The sequence below is a fragment of the Pseudovibrio sp. FO-BEG1 genome, assembly GCF_000236645.1.
Lineage (GTDB): Bacteria > Pseudomonadota > Alphaproteobacteria > Rhizobiales > Stappiaceae > Pseudovibrio.
In genome coordinates this window covers 1156031-1183022 of record NC_016642.1, presented here as the reverse complement: position 1 = coordinate 1183022, position 26992 = coordinate 1156031, and the positions used below count along the sequence as shown (strand labels likewise).

Annotated in this window: 32 protein-coding genes; 12 read left to right on the top strand and 20 right to left on the bottom strand. The window is 50.7% G+C overall.

The genetic code is table 11. The annotated features are described in order from the left end of the window. The first annotated feature begins 16 nt into the window (after positions 1-16). Positions 17-673, top strand: a complete 657-nt coding sequence (locus PSE_RS05540; RefSeq protein ID WP_014283946.1) for a TetR/AcrR family transcriptional regulator — start codon at positions 17-19, stop codon at positions 671-673. Here PSE_RS05540 and PSE_RS05535 read toward each other — a convergent pair. Further along, a complete protein-coding gene (locus tag PSE_RS05535) occupies positions 619-1563 on the bottom strand; it encodes a LysR family transcriptional regulator (RefSeq protein WP_041768017.1) in 945 nt (314 codons plus the stop codon). The genes PSE_RS05540 and PSE_RS05535 overlap by 55 nt on opposite strands. Positions 1564-1567: 4 nt before the next feature. Between PSE_RS05535 and PSE_RS05530 the strand changes: the two genes are divergently transcribed. The 7 genes from PSE_RS05530 to PSE_RS05500 all read left to right on the top strand — a co-directional run bounded on the left by PSE_RS05530 (position 1568) and on the right by PSE_RS05500 (position 8619). Then, the gene (locus PSE_RS05530) at positions 1568-2650 is read left to right on the top strand and encodes a glutathione S-transferase family protein (protein ID WP_244421357.1); all 1083 of its coding nucleotides are present in this window, start codon (positions 1568-1570) and stop codon (positions 2648-2650) included. Further along, on the top strand, positions 2650-3591 hold the full coding sequence (locus PSE_RS05525) for a DMT family transporter (RefSeq protein ID WP_014283944.1): 942 nt from the start codon (positions 2650-2652) through the stop codon (positions 3589-3591). Before PSE_RS05530 ends, PSE_RS05525 begins: the two co-directional genes overlap by 1 nt. A gap of 39 nt (positions 3592-3630) precedes the next feature. Continuing rightward, positions 3631-4008, top strand: a complete 378-nt coding sequence (locus PSE_RS05520; RefSeq protein WP_008552339.1) for a nuclear transport factor 2 family protein — start codon at positions 3631-3633, stop codon at positions 4006-4008. Between the two features lie 305 nt (positions 4009-4313). Continuing rightward, positions 4314-4649, top strand: coding sequence for an SAF domain-containing protein (locus PSE_RS05515; protein ID WP_008552299.1), 336 nt, complete (start codon positions 4314-4316; stop codon positions 4647-4649). Beyond that, the gene (locus PSE_RS05510; RefSeq protein ID WP_014283943.1) at positions 4649-5824 is read left to right on the top strand and encodes a UxaA family hydrolase; all 1176 of its coding nucleotides are present in this window, start codon (positions 4649-4651) and stop codon (positions 5822-5824) included. The genes PSE_RS05515 and PSE_RS05510 overlap by 1 nt, the downstream gene beginning before the upstream one ends. Before the next feature lie 54 nt (positions 5825-5878). Then, positions 5879-7021, top strand: coding sequence for a mandelate racemase/muconate lactonizing enzyme family protein (locus tag PSE_RS05505; RefSeq protein ID WP_014283942.1), 1143 nt, complete (start codon positions 5879-5881; stop codon positions 7019-7021). Positions 7022-7038: 17 nt separating this feature from the next. Then, positions 7039-8619, top strand: a complete 1581-nt coding sequence (locus PSE_RS05500) for a BCCT family transporter (protein WP_008552453.1) — start codon at positions 7039-7041, stop codon at positions 8617-8619. A 78-nt stretch (positions 8620-8697) separates the two neighbouring features. Here PSE_RS05500 and PSE_RS05495 read toward each other — a convergent pair whose 3' ends face one another. Further along, positions 8698-9372 (bottom strand): GntR family transcriptional regulator, encoded by a 675-nt coding sequence (locus PSE_RS05495; RefSeq protein WP_014283940.1) that lies wholly within the window; start codon positions 9370-9372, stop codon positions 8698-8700. Positions 9373-9658: 286 nt separating this feature from the next. Here PSE_RS05495 and rirA point away from each other — a divergent pair, with 286 nt between their 5' ends. Beyond that, entirely contained in the window at positions 9659-10129 is a 471-nt protein-coding gene (gene rirA / locus PSE_RS05490) for an iron-responsive transcriptional regulator RirA (RefSeq protein WP_037038081.1), read from the top strand. A 53-nt stretch (positions 10130-10182) separates the two neighbouring features. Here rirA and PSE_RS05485 read toward each other — a convergent pair whose 3' ends face one another. From PSE_RS05485 to PSE_RS05465, 5 genes are read right to left on the bottom strand one after another with little or no spacing between them, the layout of a single operon-like run. Next, on the bottom strand, positions 10183-11469 hold the full coding sequence (locus PSE_RS05485; protein ID WP_014283939.1) for a TonB family protein: 1287 nt from the start codon (positions 11467-11469) through the stop codon (positions 10183-10185). Continuing rightward, positions 11466-11852, bottom strand: coding sequence for a biopolymer transporter ExbD (locus tag PSE_RS05480; protein WP_014283938.1), 387 nt, complete (start codon positions 11850-11852; stop codon positions 11466-11468). The genes PSE_RS05485 and PSE_RS05480 overlap by 4 nt, the downstream gene beginning before the upstream one ends. A 33-nt stretch (positions 11853-11885) precedes the next feature. Further along, entirely contained in the window at positions 11886-12269 is a 384-nt protein-coding gene (locus tag PSE_RS05475) for a biopolymer transporter ExbD (RefSeq protein WP_041768014.1), read from the bottom strand. Next, positions 12259-12984 (bottom strand): MotA/TolQ/ExbB proton channel family protein, encoded by a 726-nt coding sequence (locus PSE_RS05470; protein WP_208982449.1) that lies wholly within the window; start codon positions 12982-12984, stop codon positions 12259-12261. Before PSE_RS05470 ends, PSE_RS05475 begins: the two co-directional genes overlap by 11 nt. A 51-nt stretch (positions 12985-13035) precedes the next feature. Further along, positions 13036-13479, bottom strand: coding sequence for a hypothetical protein (locus PSE_RS05465; RefSeq protein ID WP_014283936.1), 444 nt, complete (start codon positions 13477-13479; stop codon positions 13036-13038). Between the two features lie 299 nt (positions 13480-13778). Here PSE_RS05465 and hemP point away from each other — a divergent pair, with 299 nt between their 5' ends. Next, on the top strand, positions 13779-13946 hold the full coding sequence (gene hemP, locus PSE_RS27765) for a hemin uptake protein HemP (RefSeq protein ID WP_014283935.1): 168 nt from the start codon (positions 13779-13781) through the stop codon (positions 13944-13946). A 66-nt stretch (positions 13947-14012) separates the two neighbouring features. Here the strand turns inward: hemP and PSE_RS05460 are convergent, their stop codons facing one another. The 7 genes from PSE_RS05460 to kynU form a co-directional block, all read right to left on the bottom strand. Beyond that, positions 14013-15212, bottom strand: a complete 1200-nt coding sequence (locus tag PSE_RS05460; RefSeq protein ID WP_014283934.1) for an ABC transporter substrate-binding protein — start codon at positions 15210-15212, stop codon at positions 14013-14015. Between the two features lie 82 nt (positions 15213-15294). After that, the gene (locus PSE_RS05455; protein WP_014283933.1) at positions 15295-16275 is read right to left on the bottom strand and encodes a branched-chain amino acid ABC transporter permease; all 981 of its coding nucleotides are present in this window, start codon (positions 16273-16275) and stop codon (positions 15295-15297) included. Between the two features lie 14 nt (positions 16276-16289). Continuing rightward, positions 16290-17162 carry a branched-chain amino acid ABC transporter permease gene (locus PSE_RS05450; RefSeq protein WP_008552312.1) on the bottom strand — a complete coding sequence of 291 codons (873 nt, stop codon included), beginning with the start codon at positions 17160-17162 and terminating at the stop codon, positions 16290-16292. A gap of 14 nt (positions 17163-17176) precedes the next feature. Further along, complete coding sequence (locus PSE_RS05445; protein ID WP_014283932.1) at positions 17177-17947, bottom strand: ABC transporter ATP-binding protein; 771 nt, start codon at positions 17945-17947, stop codon at positions 17177-17179. Then, positions 17947-18720: an ABC transporter ATP-binding protein gene (locus tag PSE_RS05440; protein WP_014283931.1), complete on the bottom strand. Its 774-nt coding sequence runs from the start codon at positions 18718-18720 to the stop codon at positions 17947-17949. Before PSE_RS05440 ends, PSE_RS05445 begins: the two co-directional genes overlap by 1 nt. A 318-nt stretch (positions 18721-19038) precedes the next feature. After that, the gene (gene kynA, locus PSE_RS05435; RefSeq protein WP_014283930.1) at positions 19039-19881 is read right to left on the bottom strand and encodes a tryptophan 2,3-dioxygenase; all 843 of its coding nucleotides are present in this window, start codon (positions 19879-19881) and stop codon (positions 19039-19041) included. 2 nt (positions 19882-19883) lie between these two features. Then, positions 19884-21116, bottom strand: coding sequence for a kynureninase (kynU, locus tag PSE_RS05430; protein ID WP_014283929.1), 1233 nt, complete (start codon positions 21114-21116; stop codon positions 19884-19886). Positions 21117-21490: 374 nt separating this feature from the next. On the opposite strand from kynU, the gene PSE_RS05425 reads away from it, so the two are divergent. Continuing rightward, positions 21491-21949 carry an NUDIX hydrolase gene (locus tag PSE_RS05425; protein WP_014283928.1) on the top strand — a complete coding sequence of 153 codons (459 nt, stop codon included), beginning with the start codon at positions 21491-21493 and terminating at the stop codon, positions 21947-21949. A gap of 15 nt (positions 21950-21964) precedes the next feature. Here PSE_RS05425 and PSE_RS05420 read toward each other — a convergent pair whose 3' ends face one another. Further along, on the bottom strand, positions 21965-22720 hold the full coding sequence (locus PSE_RS05420) for an amino acid ABC transporter permease (RefSeq protein ID WP_014283927.1): 756 nt from the start codon (positions 22718-22720) through the stop codon (positions 21965-21967). Positions 22721-22913: 193 nt separating this feature from the next. On the opposite strand from PSE_RS05420, the gene PSE_RS05415 reads away from it, so the two are divergent. Continuing rightward, positions 22914-23747, top strand: coding sequence for a transporter substrate-binding domain-containing protein (locus tag PSE_RS05415; RefSeq protein ID WP_208609118.1), 834 nt, complete (start codon positions 22914-22916; stop codon positions 23745-23747). A 67-nt stretch (positions 23748-23814) separates the two neighbouring features. Here the strand turns inward: PSE_RS05415 and PSE_RS05410 are convergent, their stop codons facing one another. From PSE_RS05410 to PSE_RS05395, 5 genes are all read right to left on the bottom strand, one after another. Next, complete coding sequence (locus PSE_RS05410; protein WP_008552400.1) at positions 23815-24474, bottom strand: glutathione S-transferase family protein; 660 nt, start codon at positions 24472-24474, stop codon at positions 23815-23817. Between the two features lie 221 nt (positions 24475-24695). Continuing rightward, the gene (locus tag PSE_RS05405) at positions 24696-25466 is read right to left on the bottom strand and encodes a hypothetical protein (RefSeq protein WP_014283925.1); all 771 of its coding nucleotides are present in this window, start codon (positions 25464-25466) and stop codon (positions 24696-24698) included. Next, the gene (locus PSE_RS05400; protein WP_041768012.1) at positions 25466-26533 is read right to left on the bottom strand and encodes a Rieske 2Fe-2S domain-containing protein; all 1068 of its coding nucleotides are present in this window, start codon (positions 26531-26533) and stop codon (positions 25466-25468) included. Before PSE_RS05400 ends, PSE_RS05405 begins: the two co-directional genes overlap by 1 nt. Next, positions 26530-26697, bottom strand: coding sequence for a hypothetical protein (locus PSE_RS27290; RefSeq protein ID WP_014283923.1), 168 nt, complete (start codon positions 26695-26697; stop codon positions 26530-26532). The genes PSE_RS05400 and PSE_RS27290 overlap by 4 nt, the downstream gene beginning before the upstream one ends. Further along, a complete protein-coding gene (locus tag PSE_RS05395) occupies positions 26697-26966 on the bottom strand; it encodes a hypothetical protein (RefSeq protein WP_014283922.1) in 270 nt (89 codons plus the stop codon). Before PSE_RS05395 ends, PSE_RS27290 begins: the two co-directional genes overlap by 1 nt. Positions 26967-26992: the final 26 nt, after the last annotated feature.

Below are 26992 nucleotides of genomic sequence, written 5' to 3'. Positions count from 1 at the left end.
AAGGACAGCCATTTCCATGCCATCCCTGAACGAGCAATCCCTCGCTTTGCGAAAGAAGGCTAAGCAACAGCGCTCACGTGAAAAGATTGAACTGATCCTGCAAACCACTTTGGACATGCTGAGCGAAGGTCAGGTCGATAAGATCAACACCAACGAAATAGCACGTCGTGCCGATATCAGTGTTGGCTCGCTTTATAACTTCTTTCCCAACAAGCAATCGATCTTCTACGAGCTGTTCCGCCGCTGGCTGGAGAATGCTCTGAACGGATTAGATGAGTTGGATGCGCGCTATGATGGCAGCGAGCCAATCCGCGATTACATAGATGACATGTTTGAGCAGATGGCAATCAGCTATGACGCCAACTCAGCAGGTCATTGGCAACTGCGCCGCTCCATGAACTCCTCAAAGGAGCTGTCCGAGCTGGAAGAAGCCCACGTCAACCAGATCCTCTCCCGCTTCATCCGCATTCAGGAAAAGTTCGGTCGCTCTTTGCCAGAAAACCCGCAGCGCCTCGCCTACCTGCAAAACCTCATCAGCGTCTCTTGCCTCAACATCATCGCCCTCACCACCGATCCAAAAGAACGCCAAACCGTCATGCATTGGTGCAAAAACCTGCTTTATCTGGTGTTTGATCTGGAGAGACTGGAGGAGAACAGCCCCTCATCCCAATAAGGCAGATCACTGCCGATTTGTTCGGAGACGAAGTCTATGAAGACGCGGGTTTTGGTGGGGAGGTATTTGCGGTTGGGGTAGACGGCGTACATGGTTTGGGTGGGGAGAGTGTAGTTGGGCAGGACTTGGGTCAGGGCGCCAGATCTTAGGTACTCTCCTGCTGCGAAGGTTGTCAGGCGACCAATACCGCATCCACCGAGAACTGCGGTTGTGAGAGCGTCTCCGTTGTTGACCTGGTAATTGCCTGAAGTTTCTACTCTTATTTGGCCTTCAGGGCCTTCCAATGTCCATTCATGCTGGTCGCTGAAATAAGCGTAGTGCAGGCAGTTGTGGGCCTGTAGGTCTTGCGGCGTTGCTGGTGTTCCATGTTCCTCAAGATACTGAGGAGATGCGGCTAACACATTGAAGCATGGGGCGATTTTTCGGGCGATGAGGGATGAATCCTTTAAGCGCCCTCCCCTGATGGCGAGATCGAAGCCGCCGTCGACCAGATCAACTGTTCGGTCATCCATAATCATATCTATGCTGATTTCTGGATTTAATTTCAGAAACTTAGGTATCAATGGCGCGATGTGGAGTCGGCCAAAGGTCATGGGGACATTGATTTTAAGCCGCCCCTTTGGCTTGCCCTGCATTTGAGCGACAGCACTCTCAGCCTCTTTCGCGGCTTCCAGAGCATCGACAGCACGGGCGTAGTAGAGTTCTCCCGCTTCCGTCAGGCTGATGTTGCGGGTTGAACGGTTTAAAAGACGTGCGCCAAGATGCTCTTCTAAAAGAGTAATTCTCTTACTGACAGCAGATTTTGAGACACCCAGCTCGCGTGCGGCGGCTGCAAAGCCTTGATGTTCCACGACCATCACGAAGACAGGTAAAGCGCTTATCTGATCCATTCGTTTGAGCCTCAGCGTTCTCTTTTTCTCACCAAATAGTTTCTCTTATAGCAGATTATCACAAATCAGGAAACGAACTAGGTTCTCTAAAGAAGCAGAGGACACAGTTATGACTATGATGCTCATTGATGGGCAGTTGCGGGAGAAACCCAAGAGCAGTGATGGACAACACCATCAGCTCAGCAGCGATATCCGCAATTGGATTGAAGCTGAAAGCACAGCGCCATTTCCCGCAGAGGCAACCCGCTATCATCTTTACACCTCTCACGCGTGCCCGTGGTGTCATCGTGTGATGGTAATGCGCGCGCTGATGGGACTAGAAAATGTTATATCTGTCAGTGAGATGCATCCGTTCCGAGGTGATAAAGGCTGGCGGATTGAGCCGGCTTTGCTTGATGAAACCGCCGGAGTTCCAAAGGATACATTTCTTTATGAAGCCTATTTACGGGCTAACCCAAACTACACTGGTCCCATCAGCGTTCCGCTTCTGATTGACAAAAAAACGGGCCAGATTGTCAGCAATAACTCTGCTGACATCATGCGGATGTTGAACAGATCCTTTGGTGCTTTTGCAGGCTCATCTGCTGACTTTTATCCTGCCGAGCTGGCAGGCCAAATTGATCAGCTTGCCGATTACATCCAAGCGCATGTGAATTCAGGAGTTTACAAGGCGGGCTTTGCCTCTACTCAAGCAGCTTATGACGAAGCCGTTCGTGATCTGTTTGATGCGCTTGATGTTCTTGATCAGCGTTTGGAACGACAGAGATACTTGCTCGGCGACAGTTTGACCGAGGTCGACTGGAAACTGTTTGTCACGCTCATTCGCTTTGATGCGGTGTATGTCACTCATTTCAAAACTGACCTGAAGCGCCTTTCAGATTTCACCAATCTAAGTCCCTACCTGCGAGAGCTTTACCAGATCCCGGGCATTGCAGGGACGGTGAACTTCCAACGCATGCGAGAGCACTACTTCCGTAGCCATCTTCATTTGAATCCCAACGGCATTGTTTCGATAGGCCCGCAACTCGACCTAAGCAAGCCTCATGGTCGTGAACATGTCGGTGTCTATCAGAAAGGAGCGGCCTGATGAGTGGAAGCGCGATTTCTTCAAAGATTGAAAAGCATAAAAATCCAACTGGTTACATCATCCTGATCGGTGCATTGGTAGGCGTGAACTATGCCAGCGCGAAGCTTGTCACCCAGGCTGGCGTAACTGCGTTGAGCGCAACATTGGCGCAACTTCTGTTGGCAGGCTTGTTTCTATATCTTCTTCTCAGACTGAAGCGAGAGCAGCTGTCGTTTAGGGGCGATCACATTAAGTACTACATCCTAAATGGCTTCCTCGGGATCACAGTGCCAACGCTGATAGCTTATTGGGTGTTGAAGTACATTCCTGCCTGGTTGCTGACTGTTCTGGTTACTTTGTCACCTTTGATCACTGCCGGTCTGACATCTCTGGTAGAGCGAAAACTGATCGCCCCCCAACGTCTGTTAGGCATCACTATTGGGCTTGCTGGTATTAGCCTCGTGACTTTTAGCAGCATACAGGAAGGACAGTTCGATCCGATATGGATCCTGTTTGGCGCTGCAATGCCTTTGTCCCTGGCGATTGCAAACATCTATCGCAACAGGGCCTATCCGCGAGATACCACATCTATTGGTGTTGCCAGTGGCACCATGTTCTCCCAAGTGCTGTTGCTGTTGCCACCTTTGCTTTTGATTGATGATCCTGCCGCGGCTGCCGGACCTATGGCCGCTGTTTGGTGGATTGTGTTTGGCATCGGTTTACTCACTGCTGGCAGCTATGCGCTGACTTTCTTCATTCAAGATAGGACAGACAGTGTCGGCTTCAGCCAGGTCGGTTACTTCGCAACCATATCCGGCGTTCTTGTTGCTGCTCTGGTGTTCGCAGAGCCAATCAGCCCAGTCATCTTCGTCGCCATTGCGGTTCTGTTTGTCGGACTTGCCTTAACAAATGGGCATCTTCAACTGCCATCGCTCCGCAGATCAAACTCCCAAAACAACTGATAACTCCCGCTTCCCTGAGATATAAGGAAAGGACGCCCCATGACTATTGTTAGCGAAACTCCCCTGAACGCTCGAGACTTTGCAGAGCAACTCTATAAAGCTGTCGACTCATTGAATGCAGACGCTGTTGGAACGTTTCTATCACCAGATGTGCGCTTCCAGCTTGGCAACTTCGATGAGATTGTTGGGTATGCAGCCGTCGTTGATGCGAATGCAGCGTTCTTCAAGTCGATCTCGGCGATGTCTCATACACTTAAAGACAGCTGGGCTTTTGAAGATACAGTCATATGCACCGGTGAGGTGCATTACATCCGGCACGACAAAAGCACGCTTCAAATCCCCTTCTCAGCAGTTTTGAAGCTGAAAGATGCTCTGATCTTTGACTATCAAGTCTATGTGGATGTCTCTCCTTTATAGGAGAATCTACACACTCCCCTTTGAGTTTCATTAGCAAGCACGATGCAAGGTTTGCCTTATTGCATCGTGCTTTTTGCTTTGAGGCACTCGTGGTTTTGCGTAACTGCGGGTGTTTTCTTTTACCTAGCAAAACCAAAACGACTTCAAAATCGAAGATAACAGAGAAATCTTGTGGGCTTTAACCTATTGAATCTAATAGGAATCACTCTACCTGCGACAAGATTGTCAGACAATATTGATTTTTCTCAAGACTTAAAGTGCATTTTATGCAATAGTCGATTGTAGGACAATCGACGGAGTACATTATGATAAAGGCACTACGCCTTAATGCTGCAGACAATGTTGCAACCCTGCTGGAAGATGCCGGCAAGGGCGAGACAGTTCTGGTGATCTCCGAACAGAACGAAAGCCTGGGAGAGCTGGAACTTCTGCAAGCTATTCCCTTTGGCAACAAAGTCGCGCTGCGCCCCATGAAACCAGAGGATCATCTGATTAAAGGTGGCGTCGCAGTCGGCAAGGCGATCAAGCCAGTCCCACAAGGACAACTTGCTCACGTTCAAAATATTCGAAGCTTAAATCTGGATATTCCAGAGGTGATGATCAACGAAATCATCACCCAGATGGGAATTGAGGTAGACTGATGCAGACGTTCAGAGGCTATCAGCGAGCAGATGGGTCTGTCGGCATCCGCAACCTCATCATGATTATCGCAGCAGATGAATGCGCTGAGGGCATCGCCCGCGCAATCTCCGAGAAGACGCCTGGCAGTGTCGTCGTTACCAACTACAATACCTGCATGTATGGTGGCAACGAAGAGATGATTGGCACCATGATCAACGCAGCAACCAACCCAAACATCGCCGGGGCGCTGGTGATTAACATGGGTTGCGGCAGCATCGCTCCTGATCTGGTGGCTGGGCCAATCCGCGCTACCGGGCGTCCAGTGGAGACCCTGACTTGCATTAAAGAGAGCGGCACCGTTTCAACCATTCGCGAAGGGTTGAAGCGCATTGCTGCGATTGTCGATCACGCAAATGCAACTGAGATGGTGGACGCTCCGATCAGCAAGCTGTTCGTCGGCATCAAGTGCGGTGGCTCAGACACAAGTTCTGGCATTGCATCTAACCCAAGTGTTGGTCTTGCTGCAGACAAGCTGATTGACATGGGTGCTTCTGCTGTTGCCGGTGAACTTCTGGAGCTGCTGGGCTGTGAGCACATTCTCAAAGAGCGTGCAGTGACACCAGAGGTGTTTGAGAAGATTGAGCAACTGATCAGTGATGAAGAGAAGCGCTGGCATGTGGAAGGCACTCAGGTTGAAACCATGAGTGTTGGCAATAGCATCGGCGGTTTGACAACCATCGAAGAAAAATCCCTCGGCGCTCTTGCAAAAACTGGTTCCAAGCCAATTCAGGACATCTTGCGCATCAATGCCAAGAAGCTGGAAAAGCCTGAGGTGCCAGGCATGTACCTGTCTGAAACTACAATGCTTTGTGGTGGTTCAGCGATGCACTTTGCAGCACTTGGCTGTCAGGTGATCCTTTGGACCACAGGTGGGGCTGGCTTTAACAATCCAATCGTTCCTGTCATCCGCGTGAGTGGTAACAGTCAGCTGATCAATGAAGACATCGACATTGATGCAACCGGCATCATGCGCGGTGAAGACAGCCTTGAGAATGTCTCAGAAGAAATCCTGAAAACACTTGCTGGCGTGATCAACGGCGAAAAGACAGCCATTGAAGACTTTGGCTACGCCTACTGCTCGCTCATTCAGAAAGATCAGCGCGTCGAGCGGCTGCTTTCAATCCCCGCAGAATAATCAAAACAACGCGCAGGCCTTTGCCAAAAGAGCCAGCGCATCAGGGAGAACAAAATGAAGATCACTGATGTTGAGGTCATCCATCTTCGTATTCCATTGCTCGCACAAAACTGCGAGTGGGGCGAAGATGCACTGATCGTACGCATCCACACAGACACTGGTCTTGTGGGGCTTGGGGAGTCAGACAGCTCGCCTTCCGTGATTGCAGCACTCATTGAAGCACCGCAGTCCAACTTGTACTGCACTGGTCTCAAGTCCCTGCTGATTGGCGAAAATCCGCTGGAAATCAGCCGTTTGTGGAACAAGATGTACTGGTCCAGCAACTATGTTGGCCGTCGCGGGGCTGGCATTCATGCCATGAGCGCTATCGATATTGCACTGTGGGACATCGCCGCCAAGCATTATGGTGTGCCACTGCATATTCTGCTGGGAGCGAAGTATCGTGACCGTATTCCGGCTTACGGCACTTTCATCCCGGCAGATAACCCAGAAGACAACCGCAAGATCGCGCAGGGTCTGGTGGCTAAGGGCTTCAAGAGCCTGAAGTTTGGCGGTGGTGTTCTGGGCGATGATCCAGATGTCGATTACGAAATCGTTCGTGTTGTTCGTGAAGCCATTGGTCCGGACATCGAGTTGCAGATTGACCTTGCCACCAAGTGGCGGACAGCTTCTCACGCTTTGCAGATGTGCAAGCGTCTGGAACCATTCAATCTGCATTGGATCGAAGAACCCGTCATGGCGGATGACGAGCGTGGTTACGTTAAGCTCGGACGTCAGGCTTCTCAAAAAATCGCTGGCGGCGAAGCTTTGACCACATGTCGTGAGTTCCACGACATGCTGGAGCGCTGTGAGCCGGACATCATCCAACCAGACATCACGCGCTGCGGTGGCATCACCGAGATGCGCAAGATTTATGACATGGCGCAGATGCGCGGTGTCCAACTCATTCCTCATGGGTTCAGCACAGACATTTTGCTCGCCGCTTCTGTGCATTTCCTTGCCTCCTGTGAGCATGGAAACCTGATGGAATACTCCCAGAGCAATAGCCCGCTGGTGGCGGGTAACGGGCTGGCCAAAGAGCCAGTGGTCTTCGCTGAGGGGCAGCTTGTTGTTCCTGATCGCCCAGGCCTTGGGATCGAGCTGAACGAAGACCTAATCAAAAAATATCAAGTGAACGCCCAACCGGCCTACGCTTGAAGATGGAGGAAAAACAAATGTCTAACACTGGGAAAAGATTAGACACCTTTCTACTTTCGATAAGTTTGAGCTTTGTCGTTGCTATTGTTGCAGGCCTAACCGTCTTCCCTGACAAGGGCAATGAAATTGCCAACTATCTATTCAGCACATTCAACACAATCTTTGGCACACCAGTGCTGGTGCTTGTGTTTGGATCTGTCATCTTTCTTGCTGCGCTTGGCCTGAGCAAGTACGGCAACATCCGTTTGGGCGAAGGAAAACCAGAATACAGCACGTTCGCCTGGGTCTCCATGATGATCTGTGCGGGTTTGGGTTCCGCAACCGTCTACTGGGCATTCACAGAATGGGCATACTACTTCAACGCCCCTCCTCTGGGTGTTCAGACTGGTACAACAGCAGCTTATGAGCTGGGTACTGCATACAACCTGTTCCACTGGGGCTTCAGCGCCTGGGCAGCGTATTGCATCGTATCCCTGCCAGTGGCTTATCACTTCCACGTTCGTAAGAACCCTGGCCTCAGCCTTTCCGCTGTTTGTACTGCTATCCGTGGCAACAAGCCGATCACTCCGCTTTGGCGTGCAATCAGCCGCGTGATTGACGTGATCTTCATCTTCACCATCTTCGGTGCACTTTCCATCACCCTTGGTGTGTCCGTGCCGATGGTTTCTGAGATCCTGTCTTCTCTGATCGGTATTGAGCCAACCTTCAACGTGAACCTGGTTCTGATCCTGATTATCTCTGCGTTCTTCTCTCTGAGCTCATACGTGGGTATTCAGAAGGGCATGGCGCGTATCAGCTCCATGAACACTTACCTGGCAATCGGCTTCTGTATTGCTGTGTTCCTGATCGGCCCAACCATGTTCATCGCGAAGTCTACCGTGAATGGTCTTGGCATCATGCTGCAGGACTTCGTGCGTATGAGCCTTTACACCGACCCGGTTGAAAACGGTGGTTTCCCAGAAGGTTGGACCATCTTCTACTGGCTCTACTGGATCACCTACACTCCATTCGTGTCTATCTTTGTGACCAAGATCTCCAAGGGACGTAGCATCCGTGGCGTCATCACGAACATGCTGCTGAGCGGTAGTGCAGGTTGCTTCTTCTTCTTTGGTATCCTTGGCGGTCTGTCTCAGTCTGCAAACGTGAACGGTCTAGTTGATGTTGCTGGTCTCGTGGCTTCCGGCGAAGGCAACCAGGCAATCGTTCAGGTTATGAACTCCCTGCCATTCAGCGCGATCTTCATCGTTCTGTTCGCATTGGTTTCCGTTCTCTTCCTGGCAACCACTCTGGACTCTGCTGCATTCACCATGGCTGCAACTTCCACAAAGGGTCTGAAAGAAAACGAAGAGCCATCTCCAATGCTGCGCCTGTTCTGGTGTGTGATGCTGGCTGCTGTTCCACTTGCGATGATGTTCATTGATGCCCCACTGAACACCATCAAAACATGTGCCATCGTAACCTCTATCCCACTGATGTTTATCATCGGCTATATGGTTTACGGATTTATCAAGTGGATGCGTGAGGACTTCGCTTTAACAAGTGGCGAAGATATTCTCCGGCAGTCCCGCCAAACAGCAGATGCTGTTCCAGCGGAATAAGCTTCCTCCTCAGGCAAAGCAAAAGGGCGACCTCCGGGCCGCCCTTTTTTATTGCTTCAAACATTCCAACAAACGCGTTCAGTCTTCCTCCATTTGCTTGGTATGTTCATGTTTCAGCTTGTGACCCATTTCCGTGAAGGTGCTAATGTTCTCAATTGCGAGCTTGCGGGCCCTCTCCGGCTCACCTGCACAGATTGCTTCTACCAAACCGATGTGAGTGTTCGCGCTGTCTTCGATATCAAAATCGAAGTGCGTGATGCGGATGTAAATTGAGAGCTGGTTGATCACGCTCTTATACATGTGCGCGAGCCGCGCGCTTTCACTGAGTTCAATGATCAGCTTGTGAAGCTCGAAATCGTAGAATGTGACTTCGGTGATGGACACGCCATCCTGCTGACAGATCTCCTTAAAGACATCCAGCTCTTTACGCAGTCGAACAGCTTTTTCAGGCGTGATCGTTTCCGCTGCCATTTGCGCTGCCTGGCTCTCCAGAGCGACGCGGAGATGGTAGATTTCCCAGATATCATGATCGGTGAGCGTTGTGACGCTCCAACCTGCGTATGGTTTCTGTGAGACAAGGCCTTCACTTGCGAGAGTGTTCAACGCCATGCGAACAGTCGTGCGTGAAAGCTCCAGATCCTTGGCAAGCGTACTTTCCGTAAGCTTATCACCTGAGACATAATGACCTGCCAAAATCTGCTGCCTCAGAAAATCTGCGGCCTGCTCCTCAAGGCTTTGTTTTGAAATCTTCATTGGAACTCAATCACGTCCGTCGTGTTCACTCTCTGCATTGAGCTGTATCACCATTAGCTTGCTGAATAAATGACGAGTTTGGCACTCCAGATATTTGCTTTGTGATTATTGAAGGGCCTGTACGATTTAGGTATATTTTGCGCGTGCATTTGCAAAAAGGCAGCGTCGGGTTTCTTTTCTGCTCCGGCAAAGTTTTTAATGACTCTAAACTAGGAATGGTTTATTCTTGAGTTAGAGATGCATATTTTGATTGACGACAGACGCCGGAAGACGCATAGCTAATACTATGAGACTCACTCAACAAACCAACTATGCTGTACGTGCCCTGATGTATTGTGCGGCAAATCCTGACAAGCCAAGCAAGGTTGCGGAGATCGCAGCTTCGTTTTCCATGTCGGAAACCCACCTTTTTAAAATCATGAAGGTGCTCGTTGATGCTGACCTGATGAAAACCATCCGGGGACGCAACGGTGGTATCGTGTTGCCACGTCCTGCTGAACAGATCAGCGTTGGACAGGTGGTGCGTGCAACTGAAGAGTCATTCCTTCTTGCTGAGTGCTTTGACAGTGGCCGTCAGGACTGCCCGCTCGTCAACCACTGTGGCTTCAACTCTGTTCTACATGAAGCGCTGGAAGCATTCCTTGGTGTGCTCGACAAGTGTACGATTGCGGACCTTGCAGATAACCGCGCGAGCATTCGCCATCTGCTGCAGATTGAAGACCCGCTTCTGCCAAAAAATATGGCCGCAGCTGAATAAGCGCGACCCCATAGACGAGATGATCAGGCAGCGATAACTCGCTGCCTTTTTTGTTATTGCGCTCTGAACACAATTGGAGCTGTTCTGGATACCGTCCCGTTTCTCATCGAAGATGGAAATGATGGGAAGGGAGCTGCTGCTTTCACAGCTTTTAAAGCAGCCTGATCAAAACGCTTATTTCCGCTTGAACGAGTTAATTTGATCCCTGTTACAGCACCATCACGATGAACAACAAAACTCACACGCACGACACCTGACTTTTTCCGGTTTTTCTCACGACGTGGATACCTTCGGTCAGCTGCACGTTGGATCTTCTTCTGAACCTTGCCCCAGTAGTTGCTTGTCGCCGCATTACCAGCACTATCACCGGAGCCGGCAATGTTGTTACCCTTCTTTGCAGAGTTGGAACCTTTGCGGGCAACTTTGGAACCGCGAACTGAGTTGACATCTGCATTGCCAGCTTTCTTGGCAGGCTCTTTCTTTGCCTTTGTTGGAGCTTTTTTCGCAGCTTTCTTGGGTTTAGCTTTCTGCACCTGCTTTGGGCGTGGCGGTGCCGCGCGTGGAACCAGAACTGTTACCGCTGCAACCTCGGTTTCGACAGGCTTTGCCTCTAGCTCTTTCTTGTCTTCAACTGGTTCTGCAGGTTTCTTTTCAACTGGCTTTAGCTCTTCAGGCTCTTCCTGCTTAGCTTCTTCCAACTTCTCTGGCTCGGACGGTTTTACCTCATCCGACTGAACGACTTTTTCAAGCTCCTCCAGCTTTACAGGTTCAACTTCCTTTACCTGTTCTACTGGCTTGGGCTGTTCAAGAGGTTGGATTTTGGCAACTTCGAGAGGCCTTACTTCCTGAACTTCAGCAGGCCGGATTTGTTCTGGCTGAATCTGACGCTCAAGAGGTTCCAGCTCTTCCTTGGGTTTGATTGGCTCAACATCAGCCTTAATCGTAACGCCTTCTGTAACTGGCACGACTACAGGCTTTACAGCTTGAGGAACAATCGGCTCCACGGGTTGGACTGGCGTGATCTCTGCTTTAGCAACCTCAATTGGCTCTACAGGCTCAACTTCTTTGACTTGCTCAACGGGTGTTTCAGTTTCAATCTCACGCGGTTCGATCTCATCCGGTTGATCTGGCTCGATCGGTTCAACGACCTCCTTCGTACCAGCAATCAGATCCTCAATTGAACCAACAACCGAAAGTGACGTCGATTTTGTAGAGGCAACCTGAACTTCAGGAGCTCGAGAATAAAACCATGCAAAGCCAGCTGCGTGAACGCTCACTGAAACCAGCAGGGCTGTGGTTAAAGCAGAACCACCAATTTTTCTCCGTATCCCTCGCTTCATTGTGATGCCCTTACTGTGACAAGTGTGACATCAGAAAAACCTTGCTTCTTAAGTGCTGCGAGAGTTCTTGCCAGTGTTTGGCCAGAGAGTGCTTTATCGGCGACAACCATCAGAGGTTCTTCACTGCCTTCAAGCGGGATCAGATCCTCAACCTGAATTGGCTGCTCATTTTGGGTCATCGTTCCATCAGGTGCGATGATCAGCGCTCCGGCGATGAGCTCACGACTGGATTGCTCCTGCGTTTCTGCAGGGCTTACATTTTTTGCATCGTCCCTATCGATAGAACCTGCAAAGAGGAAGAAAATGAGCATCAGAAACACGATATTGATCAAAGGGATCGTGTTCTCCAATGTCCTCTTTTGTGGTTTTGTCTTCAGACGCATTCTTTAAACTTCTTGTTTCGCAATATTCTGAACTCAATTGCCGACAATCGTAGCGGACCAGCCAGCTGTCTTGAGCATTTCGAGCGCACTCACAACATCCTGCACAGTAGAGTCTTTGGCTGGAATAATCGCAACGGGGCGGTTCTTTTCAATGCCAGCTTCTTCAAGTGTTGCGATCAACACTTCGATCTTGACCCGGTCGCCATTCACCGACAGCTGTCCTTCTGCGAAAACCTGCAGAAGGATAGGAGTCTGCTCCATTTGACCAACCCCTTCGGCACCTGATGTCACGTCCAGCTTCTGATAAATCGAGAATGTGGATGCGAGCATAAAGAACATCAGGAGCAGGAAGATCACATCAATCAGTGACGTGAGACCTGGAGCACGGCTGCGTTTCGGGGCCTCACTAAGGCGCATCGTGAACCACCTCGAAACGTGGCTCTTTACCTACGCGCTCTACTTCTTCTGTCTGTGTCGCAATTGATGTCACAGCCCCAGTGAAGAGCTCAGTGACGATTTTCTCCATAGCCCCCTGCTCTCGTTCAATGCGGCCTTCGAAAAGAGACAGCATCACAGAGGCTGGGATCGCAACGGCAAGGCCAACAGCAGTCGTCAGAAGCGCGACCCAGATGCCACCAGCCAGAGTGGATGGATCAACCTGAGAACCTGCATCTGCCATTGCCTGGAATGCACCGATCATACCCAGCACAGTACCAAACAGGCCGAGTAGCGGTGCTATCTGGGCGATCATGTCCAATGCGCGCAGGTAGCTGCGAAGATCTCCCAAATGGGTAAAGCAGACGCGCTCTACATCTTCGCGCACCTTTTCTTCTGGCACCTGCGGCTTCATAAGACCGCGCATCGCGTGGGCCAGTACGTCTGAAACCGGAGAACGATCAGTCACCACAATCTTGTAGGCCTGATCCCGTTTGCCAACACGCCAGAAAGCGACGGCCTGTTCTGCCTTGCGGTGGCGACCAACACCAGCTACCCAGAACTGCCAGAGCTTTGCGAAAACAATTGTCAGAGCAAGCACACTGATAACCAGCAGCAATCCAACGACGACGCCACCTTTTGCGAGCAGATCCATAAACGGACTTACTGCTGCGGTCAGGCCCAGGTTTTCAATCATGGCATTCATTCTGGAATTCTCGTAGTTTTTCTAGTTCGGTTCTGCAGCGGTTCAGAGTGTTAGTTCTATCGCAGCGCGGGAAGATACATTCAATGAGTCTAAGCATCTAGCTGGAGAGACATTTTCCGTTCCCTCACACTGGCTGACGTCATTGATAAGCAGCGAGGAGATGTCTGCACAACTGCTGGATGGAAGATCGTACTGCTGAACGCGCGTTTTTCCGGAAGGAAGGCGCCCCGTCTTCATGCTGAGGAAATCAGAGATTCCGCCAGTACTATCAAAGACTACCAGATCCAGAGCCAGTTGCTTGATCTCATCCTGCAGGTGATTGCGTACAAGAAGGCTTACACGGCATCCGCTTTGTGTGGTCTCCGCTTTGTTCAACTGCAGAGCGATCACCGGATTGCTTGTCGTGTTTGCTGCCTCAACCGCAGTTATCTGCGTTATCCACAAGGGAGCAAGAGCGAGAGAAAACAGCTTAACCAACTTATTCATAGGACCCCAACCTAAAAATTCAAACCTAGTTGCAAATGCAAATCAGTCGCAGATATCAAGGATATCGTGGGCTGGCTGGCTGTTGAGGGAGAGAGAAACAGCTGGCTTGCGCATCGATATTAAACCTGCCCCAGGACGGAATGCTGAAGGACGCGATCTCCAGGATTTAACGAGCAGGCATTGCACTTGTAATAAAACATGAATAAGAAAGTCAAGAATTAAACGCGATAGAGCCCCCCTAGCTCTTGAGGGTATCGCGACTGTCCACTCTAGCCAAAATTGGGGAAAGGCTGAGGCGAATGACTGACATGGAAAAAACTCAGGAAAGCTCTCAAAATCAGCCACATGAGCGCACTGTAGATAGCAAGGCACTCTTTGGAGATGAGCGTGAGATCACAATCTCCCACCGCGAGGATCTCTACCGATTGTCGATCACAAAACTTGGCAAATTGATTCTCACTAAGTGAGCGATTAGCCATGAAAAAAGCCGGCCTGAAATGAGGCCGGCTCTTTCCTTTAGACTGTGCTGAAGCTTAGTTCAGAGCCTGCTGCAGAGCGAAGGCGTCGCCTTCGACCTTGAACAGGCCGTAGGAGCCAGGAACGTCGCCAGCATTGTCGAAGTTCAGGTCGCCAGATGCGCCTTTGTAGTCGATGTCTTTGCCAGCTGCGATCAGCTCAACTGCTTTCTTCCATTCGCCTGGGAGAACTGCTTCGCCCTGACCATTGGACACTGCAGACATTGCTTCGGAAACCTTAGCAGCGTCACCACCAGCTTTCTCCAGAGCCAGCGCCATCAGGAATGCAGCATCGTATGAGTTGGATACGAAGATTGCATCTGGGTTGCCACCAACGGACTTGTAAGCTTCGTTGAAGATTTCAAGGCTGTTGGACTTCTCGCCGACTGGAGAAGACGCGATGAAGGTTGTCAGGTTTTCAGCACCCAGTTCGCGAATGATTGCGTCGGACTTCATGCCGTCGCCGCCAACAAAGTTGGTGAAGAAGCCGTTTTCCAGCGCCTGACGCAGAATGGTCAGGCCGGTGCCATCACCGTAGTCGAAGATAACGAGTGTATCAGCACCACCGCGGGAAAGCTCAGCAAGGTTGGAACGGTAAGACGCCTTACCTTCTTCGTGAGCAGCGTAGCCAGCGATTTCGCCGCCGTTTGCTTCAAACTCAACTTTGAATGCGTTTGCCAGACCGCTGCCGTAGTCGTTGTTCAGGTATGCAACAGCAACTTTCTTGGTGCCGAGGTTCAGCAGAGTACGTGCGAGAGAACGCCCCTGGAAGTCATCTGACGGTACAGTACGGAACACCTGACCTTTGTCTTCCAGACCTGTGATTTCAGGGGAAGTACCGGATGGTGTGATCAGAGTGATGCCAGCTGGAACGGTTACGGAGTTTGCAACTGCCAGAACAGAACCGGAGCAATGTGGACCGATCAGGCCAGCTACCTGCTCGATGTTTACGAGTTTGGTTGCTGCATCAACACCGTTTTGTGGGTTACATGCACTATCACCAACAACAGCTTCCAGCTTCTGGCCACCCAGAATACCGCCCTGCTCGTTTACCTGCTGAATAGCCAGTTTCGCAGAGTCCAGCATTGGTGGAGCCATTGCTGCGATCGGGCCAGAAATACCTCCCAGAAGACCGACTTTCACATCAGCCTGAACAGCGTTGGATGCAAGTGCAGTAGCGCTGAACAAGCCTGCTGCCAATGCGATTTTCTTAAGCATCAGTTCACCTCCAAAGAGCCCTGTTTTAAACGGTTTCCGGATTGGTCAGGGCGTTAAAATTGATTTTCTATGAGTGCTGGCGTTACTTCGCTGCACTTTCTTGTTTTTGAAAGGTTTTGACTTCTGGTCTGTCTGCGGTTCCCTGAGGTTCCGGTAGGATACCTTCCGGTCTGAACCGAAGGACCAACTGCAGAAGTAAGCCAATAATGAATACGCGCATGTACTTTGCCTTAATGGCGTATTCGGTTGGCAGCTGGTCCGTTACAAACTCAGAGGCAGACCAGATGATCCAGACAACGGCAACACCAAGAAGCGCACCGCGGTTGTTTCCTGAGCCACCGAGGATCAACATAATCCAGATCAGGAATGTGGCGATCATCGGATCGATGGCTTCTGGGGTTATAGAACGGTTAAAGTGAGCGAAGAGCGCGCCACCAAGGCCCATCACGGCAGCACCGAAGATGAATGCTTCCAGACGGCGGGCTTTGATATCCTTACCCATCGCAGTAGCGGCATCTTCATTGTCGCGAATACCGCGCATCATGCGGCCCCAAGGGGCTGAGATCTGGCGTTCGATCGCCCAGTACACAACTACAACAATTGCCAGAACCAGCGCGAGATAGGCTAGCTGTGAGTACAGATAGGACAGATCACCGAATGGACGTGGGATCTTGTTAACGCCGCGCGCACCGCCAGTCATCCAACCTTCGGACTTGACGACGAGACGGATGATCTCAGCCACACCAATGGTCGCGATTGCCAGATAGTCGGAGCGGAAGCGCAAACACACCTTGCCAATTGGCCAAGCGATCGCACCAGCAGCGATCATCGCCCCGATCCAACCGATTACAACAGGTAGCTGGAAGCCACCCAGGTGCACGGAGGATTCTGGCGCTGTCAGCAGTGCTGATGTGTAGGCTCCAACCGCGAAGAAACCAGCGATACCGGCGTTGAAGAGACCTGAAAAGCCCCACTGAATGTTAAGACCAAGGGCGAGAAGGGAGTAAATGCCGATAAAGATCGCCATGAACACCGCATAATTAAGCAGACCGATGAGTTCCATGGTTCTTCTCCCTCCTACAGAACTTTACCCTTGAGCAGACCGGTTGGCCGCACAAGAAGGATGAGCAGGAGGATCGCAAATGCCATGGCGGCCTTGTACTCTCCCGGGATAAACAGAACGGATGTTTCTTCGGCGATACCCACGATGAGGCCGCCAATAACAGCGCCTTCCACGCGGCCCACGCCGCCAAGAATTGCAGCTGCAAACATTGGCAGGAGCATTGTCCAGCCCATGAGAGGTTTCAGCTCTGTGTTAATGCCGAGGAAGAACCCGGAAGCAGCACACAGGATGCCAACAATACCCCAAGTCAACATCGTGATTTTACGGTTGTCGACGCCGGAAAGCAGGGCGAGATCTGGGTTGTCGGACATGGCGCGCATGGCCTTGCCCCACTTAGTCTTCTGCAGGAATGCCCAAAGCACACCAACAATTACGAACATTGCGATGATGGTGTAGATCTCACGATCTCGAATGCGAATGCCCCAGTAATCTTCCGGCCGAACGATGCCGCGAGTGTAGGTTTCAGTATCAACACCCCAGATCACCTGAACAACAGCGCGCAGCATCAATGCGATGCCGAGTGAAGACATCACGACGATGATCTTCGGGCGCTCAGAGAGATAATCATAAAACACTTTATCGATACCGATGGCCATGATGGCACAAACGATCATCGCAACCGGTAGAGCAACCCAAGGGCTCACACCAAAAATGGTCACCACACCCAAAGCTGCGAAAGCGCCAAGGGTTGCGAGGTCACCATGCGCAAGGTGCGCAAATCTCAAGATGCCGAAAACAAGCGTGATGCCGACCGCACCCAGAGCGTAGATAGAGCCCAGCACGATCCCCGGCATGAGGTAAAAATTGACGAATTCCATGAATGGCATTGGATTTTCCCTTATTACCCACCGAGGAACATTTCAGCGACTTCACGATCTGCGAGCAGCTCCTGACCGGTGCCCTCGTGCCGATTGCTACCAGCGGCGAGAACGTAGCCTTTGTCAGCAAATGCAAGCGCCTGCTTGGCATGCTGCTCTACAAGCAAGATCGAAAGACCTGCATCACGCAGGTTGCGGGTGATCTCAAAAATCTGCTCCATGTACTTTGGAGAAAGGCCAGCGGTTGGCTCATCCAAAAGAAGCAAAGACGGATCGAGCATCAGTGCGCGGCCCATCGCAACCATCTGGCGCTGACCGCCGGACAGGTTGCCAGCCAATGCGTTGCGACGCTCTTTGAGATCCGGGAACAGGGTGTAGACCCTTTCCAAGCTTTCAGAAATGTCACCTTTCCGTAGGAAGGCACCCATTTCGAGGTTTTCGTGAATGGTCATCTCACGAAAGATGTTGTTCACCTGAGGAACGTAGCAGACACCGTGTTGAACTATGCGGTTTGGCTTCCAGCCTGCAATGTCGGTTCCATTGACAACGATAGAACCTCCACGAACTTTCAGCAGACCGAAGATCGCTTTCATCGCGGTCGACTTGCCAGCGCCGTTCGGGCCAACAATCACCACGATTTCCTGCTCGGTCACCTGCATATCAACACCCTGCAGGATGTCTGCATCACCGTAACCACCACGAACGCCTGTCATGGTGAGGATTGGCTTGCCGGAGTACTTTTGTTGCACAGTGTTCTTGGACATTGGTTGCTCTGCAATTGCTTGAGAAGTCATTAGAGCGCAGCCTCCCCAACCGTTTCTCCCAGGTAGGCTTCCAGCACACGCGCATCTGAACGAACGGTCTGGAAATCACCTTCGATGAGAACAGAGCCTTCGGCCATACAGATGACCGGATCGCAAAGCTTCTCGATCATCTCCATATCGTGCTCAATCAGAATGAAGGTGTAACCGCGTTCTTTGTTCAGGATTAGGATTTTGTCTTCCAAACGGCGCAGCAAAGTACGGTTGACGCCTGCAGCTGGCTCATCCAGCAGAACAAGCTTTGCGTCAGTCATCATGGTGCGGCCAAGTTCAAGAAGCTTCTTCTGTCCCCCCGACAGATTACCAGCTCGCTCATTTGCAACGTGGGACAGCTCCAGAAACTCAAGGGTCTCCAAAGCCTTCTGGCGCACTTCTTCTTCTTGCTTTTTTACGCTGCCATAGCTGAGCCAGTTCTGGAGCAGGCTTTCCCCCTTCTGTGAAGGTGGGACCAGCATGAGATTTTCCAATGCTGACAGACGATGAAACTCGTGCGGAATCTGGAAGGTGCGTACCAAGCCTTTATGAAACAGCTGATCAGAGCTGAGGCTGGTTACATCTTCTCCCAAAAAACGAATTTTTCCAGCAGTTGGCTGAAAGGCACCGGCAATGAGATTGAACATTGTGGTTTTGCCAGCTCCATTCGGGCCAACTAAACCTGTGATTGTGCCTTTTTGAACCGAAAACGAACAATTATTTACGGCTCTAAAACCGCCGAATTGCTTCGACAGCTGTTCGATTTCCAGCATTATTATCCCCCCAGACTGCAAAGGACTGGCGTTTTATTGTTGTCAAGCTCCTACCTAATGCCCTTAGTAGCATATTATTTCAAGGCAGAAGTCCGCGCCTTTTGCAGCCATAACACTCGATTATTGTGGTTCTGTCTGGACAAGTTGAGTGAAATTTTCCAGATTCCATTCCCTTACAACCTTCCCATAAGTTGCAAGAAAACAGCTTCGACTGCGCATATATTGCCTGAAACATATAGATAATTCCACTTATATGCGCAGTTTCAATGGTTTTTAGAACAAAATAATTTCACAAAATAGGTAATTTTCGCAGCAATCTTACAGATCACTGCGCACCTGCCAAAGTTCTGGAAACAACACAGTATCCAACATTTTTTTCAGGTATGGCGCTCCAGAGGTGCCTCCAGTACCCATTTTGCTTCCAATAATGCGCTCTACGGTTGTGAGATGATTGAATCGCCATCGCCGAAAAAAGTCTTCAAAGTCGATTAGCTTCTCTGCGAGATCGTAGAAATGCCAATTATCGCGCGGATTGCGATATATTATTTCCCAAGCCTTCTGAACAGACGCATCAGTTGTATAAGGTTTCGTTACGTCTCTTTTGAGCACTTCATCCGAGATTTCGAAGCCAGCACGTGCCAGTGCACGTACCATCTGATCATAGATACCAGGAGCCTCATAAATCTGATGGAGCCACTTTGAAACTTCAGGCATATGTTCATGCGGTTTCATCAGCGCCGGGTTCTTGTTTCCAACCACAAACTCGATCGCCCGATACTGATAGCTCTGGAAGCCAGATGATTTGCCAAGGCTGTCGCGGAAGGTGGTGTAGTCGCTCGGCGTCATGGTGCGCAGGATATCCCAGGCACCATTCAGTTGAGAGAAGATCTTGTTTACGCGAGCCATAAGCTTAGAGACCTGGGCAAACTCATCCTGAGCGAGGCTGTTACAAGCCTCTGACATTTCCCGAATAGCCAGTTTCATCCAGAGTTCAGCTGTCTGATGCTGAATGATGAACAGCAGCTCATCATGTGCATCTGTCAAAGGTGCTTGCGCTCCTAGAACATCTGACAGACGCAGGTAATCACCGTAGGACATGTTTTCTTTGAAAGAGAGTTCAGCCCCGTGATGCTCCATTTCGCGATTAATGCTCTCAACCATGCTTATGTAACCTTGCTTTTCCGGTGGTACTCCGGCTTGTCCCAGAGATCACCTGCAATAATTTCTTCCAGAATTTCAGCTGCTTTAAAGACATCTGCGAATGAGAGGTACAGCGGTGCAAACCCGAAGCGAATGATGTTTGGTGCGCGGAAGTCTCCGATCACGCCACGATCAATAAGTGCTTGCATTACTGCATAACCTTGCTCGTGTCGGAAAGAGACCTGCGAACCGCGCTTCATCGGATCAGTCGGCGAGGCCAGCTCCAAGTTAGGACAACGGCGTTTGACCTCTGAGATAAACAGCTCACTCAGCTCAATGGATTTGGCCTGCAATGCCTCCAGATTGGTATGATCAAACACATCCAGTGAGGCATTCAATGCGGTCATCGCAAGCACTTGAGGTGTACCGACCCGCATCTGATCTGTTTTTGCAGAGGGCGTGTAGCCCAGATCAAAGGCGAAGGGGGCGTTATGGCCCATCCAGCCTGTTAGCGGATTGCCAGAAGTGGCCTGATGTTTCGGCGCGACATACACAAATGCTGGCGCACCGGGTCCGCCATTCAAGTATTTGTAGGAACACCCAACAGCGAAGTCGACGTTGGCTTCCTTGAGATGAACGGGAAATGCACCTGCAGAGTGGCACAGGTCCCACATCGCCAGCGCACCAACTGCATGCGCTTTTTCGGTGAGCGCTGTCATGTCGTGCTTGCGGCCAGTTCTGTAGTCAACTTCCGTCAGCATCATAACTGCAACGGTTTCATCCAGAGCAGTATCGACTTCTTCCGGTGCGACCAGACGAAGCTCGATATCGCCGCCAGTCAGCTCTTTGAGACCCTGCGCCATATAAAGGTCTGTTGGGAAGTTACCTGTATCTGAGAGAATGACTTTTCTGCCCGGACGCAGCTTCATTGCTGTCGCGAGGACTTTGAAGACATTCAGAGATGTGCTGTCAGCACAAATCAGAGTGCCTTCTTCGGCGCCAACCAGTTTTGCAATCCGGTTGCCTACTCTGCTTGGCAGATCAATCCAGTTATGACAGTTCCAGCCTTTGATGAGGCTCTTGCCCCATTGCTCTTCAACCGCATTAGTGAGAACTGAAGACACATTTTTGGGTAGAGCGCCCAGAGAATTACCATCCAGATAGATAACCCCATCCGGAATTGAGAATAACTGCTGCAAATGAGCAAGTGGATCAGCCGAGTCTCTTTGCTCAATGCTTACTGCATCCAGTTCCACTGTCAGGCCCCCTATTATCTTTTTGTGATCGCGCTCGGATTGGCATCAAATAGAAACCGAGCATCGATTCCATTTTTTAATATTTCAAGTTTAAAGTATTTTTAGCAACAGTCTCACCATGAAGTCTAGGTAAAAAGTATTATCTGGAAAGATCGGAACAAATATTCTAAATATGCAAAAAAGGAAATAAATCTGGCTCGGCTGAGCCGATTTACAGCGATATCTTGCAATAGCGCTGAATTTTAATAAGCAGTACAATTGATCAACAGGGGCAGATCCAACTTCTTAGCGTAACAAAGGAAAGATCCGCTCACGGCCAAAGACCTGTGTCAAACAAGAATGGAAAAGGCCGGATCACTGTAAGGAAGATACCCATGAAGAGCGCCCTAAGAAAGACAGAGGCGCAAACCTGGCCTGAACTAAAACGCCAGTTTGCTGCGCTGCCTTTCAAAAAGAATAAAAAAGGTAAACTGCAAATTCTTCTGATTACTTCCCGCGAGACCAAGCGCTGGGTTCTCCCTAAAGGCTGGCCTATGAAGGATTTAAGTGGTGGGGAAGCTGCTGAGCAGGAAGCCTTTGAAGAAGCAGGTATTCGGGGTGAGCTTACCGAACAAGCTGCAGGTATCTATCATTATCCTAAGCTGCGCGTAACCAAAGAACCTATTCCATGCCGCGTAAAGGTGTTTCCATTGGAAGTCACGGAAATGCTTGACGATTGGCCTGAGAAGGATGAACGCACACGGAAATGGTTCTCCGTGCGCGATGCTGTTCATGCTGTTGATGAGCCAGAACTGAAGGCATTGCTGGCAAACTGGTCTCCGGACGAAGACTGATTTTCGGTCTGTCTATCAGGCCCGCTCAGCTTTAAAGCGTCGCTCCAGCCAACGTACTCCCTGAGATACAATCAGGATCAGCACCAAATACTCCAGCACTAGGACTGTGTAGATCTCCAGAGGTCTGTACTCTGTGACTACGAGTTCGTTTGCGCGTCTTGTCAGATCTTGAAGGCCAATAACGGACACGAGACTGGACATCTTCAGCATATACACCAGCTGATTGCCCAGTGGAGGCAGCATACGACGGATGGCTTGGGGAAGGATGATGAAGCGTAGGCGCTGGAAGTAACTGAGGCCGAGCGAGTGACCGGCTTCGATCTGCCCTTTATCTACGGACTGAATGCCTGCTCTGAAAATCTCCGCCTGAAATGCACTGTCCGACAAAGCGAGCGCTAGCACGCCTGCCCAGAAGACATTGATCGAGATATTCGCCACAACTGGCAGGCCATAATAGACCCAGAAGATCAGCACAAGGCTTGGCACTGAGCGTACCACTTCAACGTAGGTTCTGTTGAAGGCAAGGCCAAACTTGTTATCAGAGAGCCCCGGCAGCGCGACAAAGAGACCAACGAGCATAGAAATGGCGATTGCTGTAAGTGAAACACTGATTGTTTCTTGCAGTCCTGCAATCATGAAACCGAGATTGACTCTGCCCGTCACCGTTTCCGGTGAGACCACATACCAGCCCCATTGATCTCCAGAACAGCCCGCCAAAACAACTGCCAATGCGGCGAGCACTGCTGCATTTCGGAATTTCAAGGTATCCACCTTCCAATGTATAAAGAGCTGCTGCCAGAAGCCAAAGATGCAAGCAGCTCATGTATCTGCCTCAACACAGATAAATTGCCGGACACAAAACCTAGAGTGTCGTGCGCTCTTATACAAATCTTATAGGGACTTACCGCACACAATTAGTTGAAGTCATTTTTCTTACTAAAACGGCATTGTAGTTGGCGCTAAAATGACTAGTTTTGCAGTGGGCCAGATTCCAACTGCGTTTCAAGGAACTCTCATGAAGATGCTACGCTCATTTCTTACTTTACTTTTTGCCGTAGGCACGTTGTTCTCCGGCTCCGCATTTGCGCAATCTGCGCTCAATGAAATTCTCGACTCTGGTGAGCTGAAGGTTGGAACAACCGGCGACTGGAACCCAATGTCTGTCCGTGATCCTGCCAGCAATGGGTACAAGGGTTATGACATCGACATCATGAATGAGCTGGCCACTGATCTTGGCGTGAAGCTCACCTTTGTTCCAACTGATTGGAAAACACTGGTAAATGGCATCGTAGCTGGCAAGTACAACCTGACCGGTTCTGCCTCCATCTCTCCGAGCCGCATGAAAGTGGCTGGTTATTCTGAGAGCTACATATCCGTCGAGATTCTGCCATTTACGACCAGCAACAAAGTTGAACAGTTCAACAGCTGGGACAGCATCAACCAGAAAGACGTGACTGTCGCGACTACTCTTGGCACCACCTTTGAAAAGCTGAGCAAAGAATGGTTCCCGAATGCGACCATCAAGGTTGTTGAGGCCCCTGCACGCGGATATCAGGAAGTGCTCTCTGGCCGCGCTGATGTGTTCATCACTTCCAACATTGAAGGTGCAACGCTGAAAGCCAAGTTCAAGCAGATCACAAATGTGCCGGTTGCTGAGAGCAGAAACCCAACACCGATCGCAATGCTGATGCCACAGGATGATCAAGTCTGGATCAACTACATCAACAACTGGATCAAGATTAAGAAGATGAATGGCTTCCTTGATGCGACAGCCCAGAAATGGGGACTGGCGCAGTAAGAAGCTGCACATACAAGCAAAAAAGGCGCTGCATTTGCAGCGCCTTTTCTTTTGGTTTCAGCATTCCCTATGCATCTACCTGAATGAACTTCGCCACCCAGTCTTGCATGGCTTTGCGATTGATATCAATGGAGGTCGCCGCATGAGACAGAGACTGCATCGCCTGCCACCAACGCTGGCACTTGGGCTTCAACTTCAGCTCACCACCAAACAGAGATGCCAGCTGCTGTGCCTGGGAAAAAGTAGTTGCAAAAGCGCATTCGGCCAAAGTGACATGATGGCCAACGGCGTATGGCGCTGCCTCGATCATATCTTCCAGACGCTCGAACGCGGCGCTCATGTCTTCAATCAGTTGCTTGTAGATCTCATCGCCCGGCGACTTTCCAGCCTTGATCGGTGCGTAGAAGGCTCGGACGGAAGGCTCAATACGAGTGTCGTGTAACCCCATGAGAGCACGCACCTGCGCGCGTTCAACAGGGTGTTCAGGTAGCAAGGCTGGAGAAGGTGCAGTTTCTTCCAGATATTCAAGGATCGCATTTGAATCTGACAGCGCTGCGCTTTCATCCTTCAGGCCCGGAATGGAGCCTGCCGGAACAATCTTTTTATATGCTGTTGATCCATACCCATCAGGCGGCGGCACTTCGGCGTAATCCAGTTCCTTCATGTCCAGCGCAATGCGAACTTTCGCGCAGAAGACGGATTCTGGATAGGCAAAAAACTGTATCATTGGATCACCAGATTGTGCTTAGCAACGGTGCTGCTTCACGCACATGCTTGGGAACACGCGGCAGACAAGAGCACCTCGAGAGGAGGACGCAATACAATTTGTGTTGCACTGCAAACTTGGTGTTTTTAGCAGTCTATCAATTGTTGCGCCACTTCAACCTTTGGGTACGCTGTATTTTGGGCGGCACTCTGCATTGCCGCCATTAGCCTTTTTCAAACGGATCAGAGCTGCTTGGCGCTATCCAAGTTCACCTTGAAGATCATGAGATCATCGCGGCGCTCAACTTCGCCTTCCAGAGAGATCAGCAGAGCAACCCAGTCTTCAACCTCAGAACTCAAAGGCTCACCGTTTTCATCTGCCAGAAGGAAAAACTCGCTGCCCAGCAGAGGTGTGGTGGTGACAAAGACCGGAGGAATGCCGCCAATGATACAGAGGTTAGCGCAGGCTTTGTGAGCTAAGCCAACACCCGGACGCATTGCACCGTTGTAGCACTTGCCATCACAGATCTCGCCTGTGAGCCGCCATTTGCCCAAGTGCTCAGCAGGTGCTGGAGTGAAGTTGGGCACCGGATTTTCAGCTGCGCGCAAGGAGACTTTGCCGCCAACCTGAAGCATATCCAGATCTCCACGTTTGAGCAGAATGCCGCCAGCATCGACAGGCTGACCATCCAGCGGGCCCGCAAGCTGCTGCATCCCCCGTTTGCCAACGCCTGAAATCAGCATGGCATGCGGTTTATCGCGGCCGTTCTCACCGGCTGGAAGGCGCAGAAGCGGGTAGGGTTTGGCATCTACATAGCCCGTGAAGGTTTGATAGCCAGCCCCCCAAGCAAAGCGGGCATCACCGGGATCGGGCACTGAAGAGCCAATGCCCAGCGCGACACCTGCAGCAGCGCCGACCAATACAGCTGAAATCAGGAACAGGAAGCCCTGAAGGCTCTTGGGCGGTTTTTTCGCCCAACCGATAAAGAAGGGATCAGGTTTCTTCTTGGCCATTAGCTTCCCTCCGCAACCATCGGGGATACGACAGGCTCGACATAAGTACCCGGAGGCAATGCCTCAATGTTCAACCAGAGGCGTCCATTTTCCAGCTTAAGCCGATAAGTGGAGATCTGCTCCGTGAATGGAGGCGGCGATTTCCCATCTTCCAAACGATACTGATAGCCATGCCATGGGCATGTCACACAGCCATACACGATCTTACCTTCTCCAAGAGGTCCATTCTGGTGGGCACAGACGTTGGAGATTGCTGAGAGCTTCTTGCCGTTTCTGAAAATGGCCACACGCTCATCATCTGTGATTGAGATAATCCGTGCCCGTTTGTCCGGCACATCCTTTGGATCACCGGCATCCATCCATTTACCCGTGTCATCGACGTCATTTTGCTGCGTGTCTATAAGATGCTCTTTGCGAGCCGCGAGCAGATGAAGCGTGACGACCAAGGCAACAGATGCACCGACTGCAGTGGTCATGAATGGACCAGCAGCGCTTTGAAGTGCACCAAGAGCAACGTGAGCCACGATCAACGCATATGCCAGATAGATGCCCATATGGAGGAACTTCCATAGGGTTGGCTTTAGAAAGTGGAGCCAGAAATCATGACTGGTAACGGCGAGGATTGTCAGGATCAGAAGAGCAAATACGCCGAGTATTTCAAAAGGAAATCCGAGGAAACGGTCAAAGCTTGTGTTGACCATGAAGACTGAAACATAGCGGTTGATTGGTGAGAATGCATTGTACCAACCAAGGATATTGTCGACATGGAAGTAGGCCAGAACACAGGTGATCACACCCAGATGTCTGCGGTTATAGAGCAACGGTAGGAATCGCTTATCCAGGCGAGCCATTGGGCCGATGCATAGGATGAACGTAAGTAGGAAAAAGACACAGGTTCCGAAAGCCTGCGCTTTGTAGATGTCCCAATCAATCGGTCTCGTCACCGTTTGGAACATGGGCGCCACGTAAATGTAGATTCCCAGATAAGCCCCAACGGTTGCCAGTACGACAGCATCGTAGACAAACTTCGTTCGGTTCCAGATCACTGGCACATATTTAACACTCACTGGTTTGCCTCCAGAACCGATTTAGCAGCATCATCAAGGGGAACGGGTGGTTCTTCGTGCGTTCCGGTGGGGCGCATCAAAAGCGCGAGCCCAAGAATGATTGGAATAAGAAAGGCCAGGACAAACCATATGGCGCGGTGGGCTTTGCGATAGGCACGTTGCATTACTTTTTGCCCTCCTGCTCTTTGTGCAGTTCGGCTTCTTCCTTATCCAGCAGGATCTTCTCACCTGAACGTTCCAGCGCGACCCAGCGAACAATCACGATTGGCCAAAGCAGAATAAGACCTGGAATGATTTGCAGACGGAACAGAAAGGCTCCACGCGCCGCAAGCTCGATACGTCCTAGCCCGATGGTTATGAAAGCGAGGGCCACGATCAGACCAATCACGCAGTAAATTTGTGCAATCAGAATAATACTTTCAGCAACAACCATATCTGCAACCTACTGATCTTGTTCTG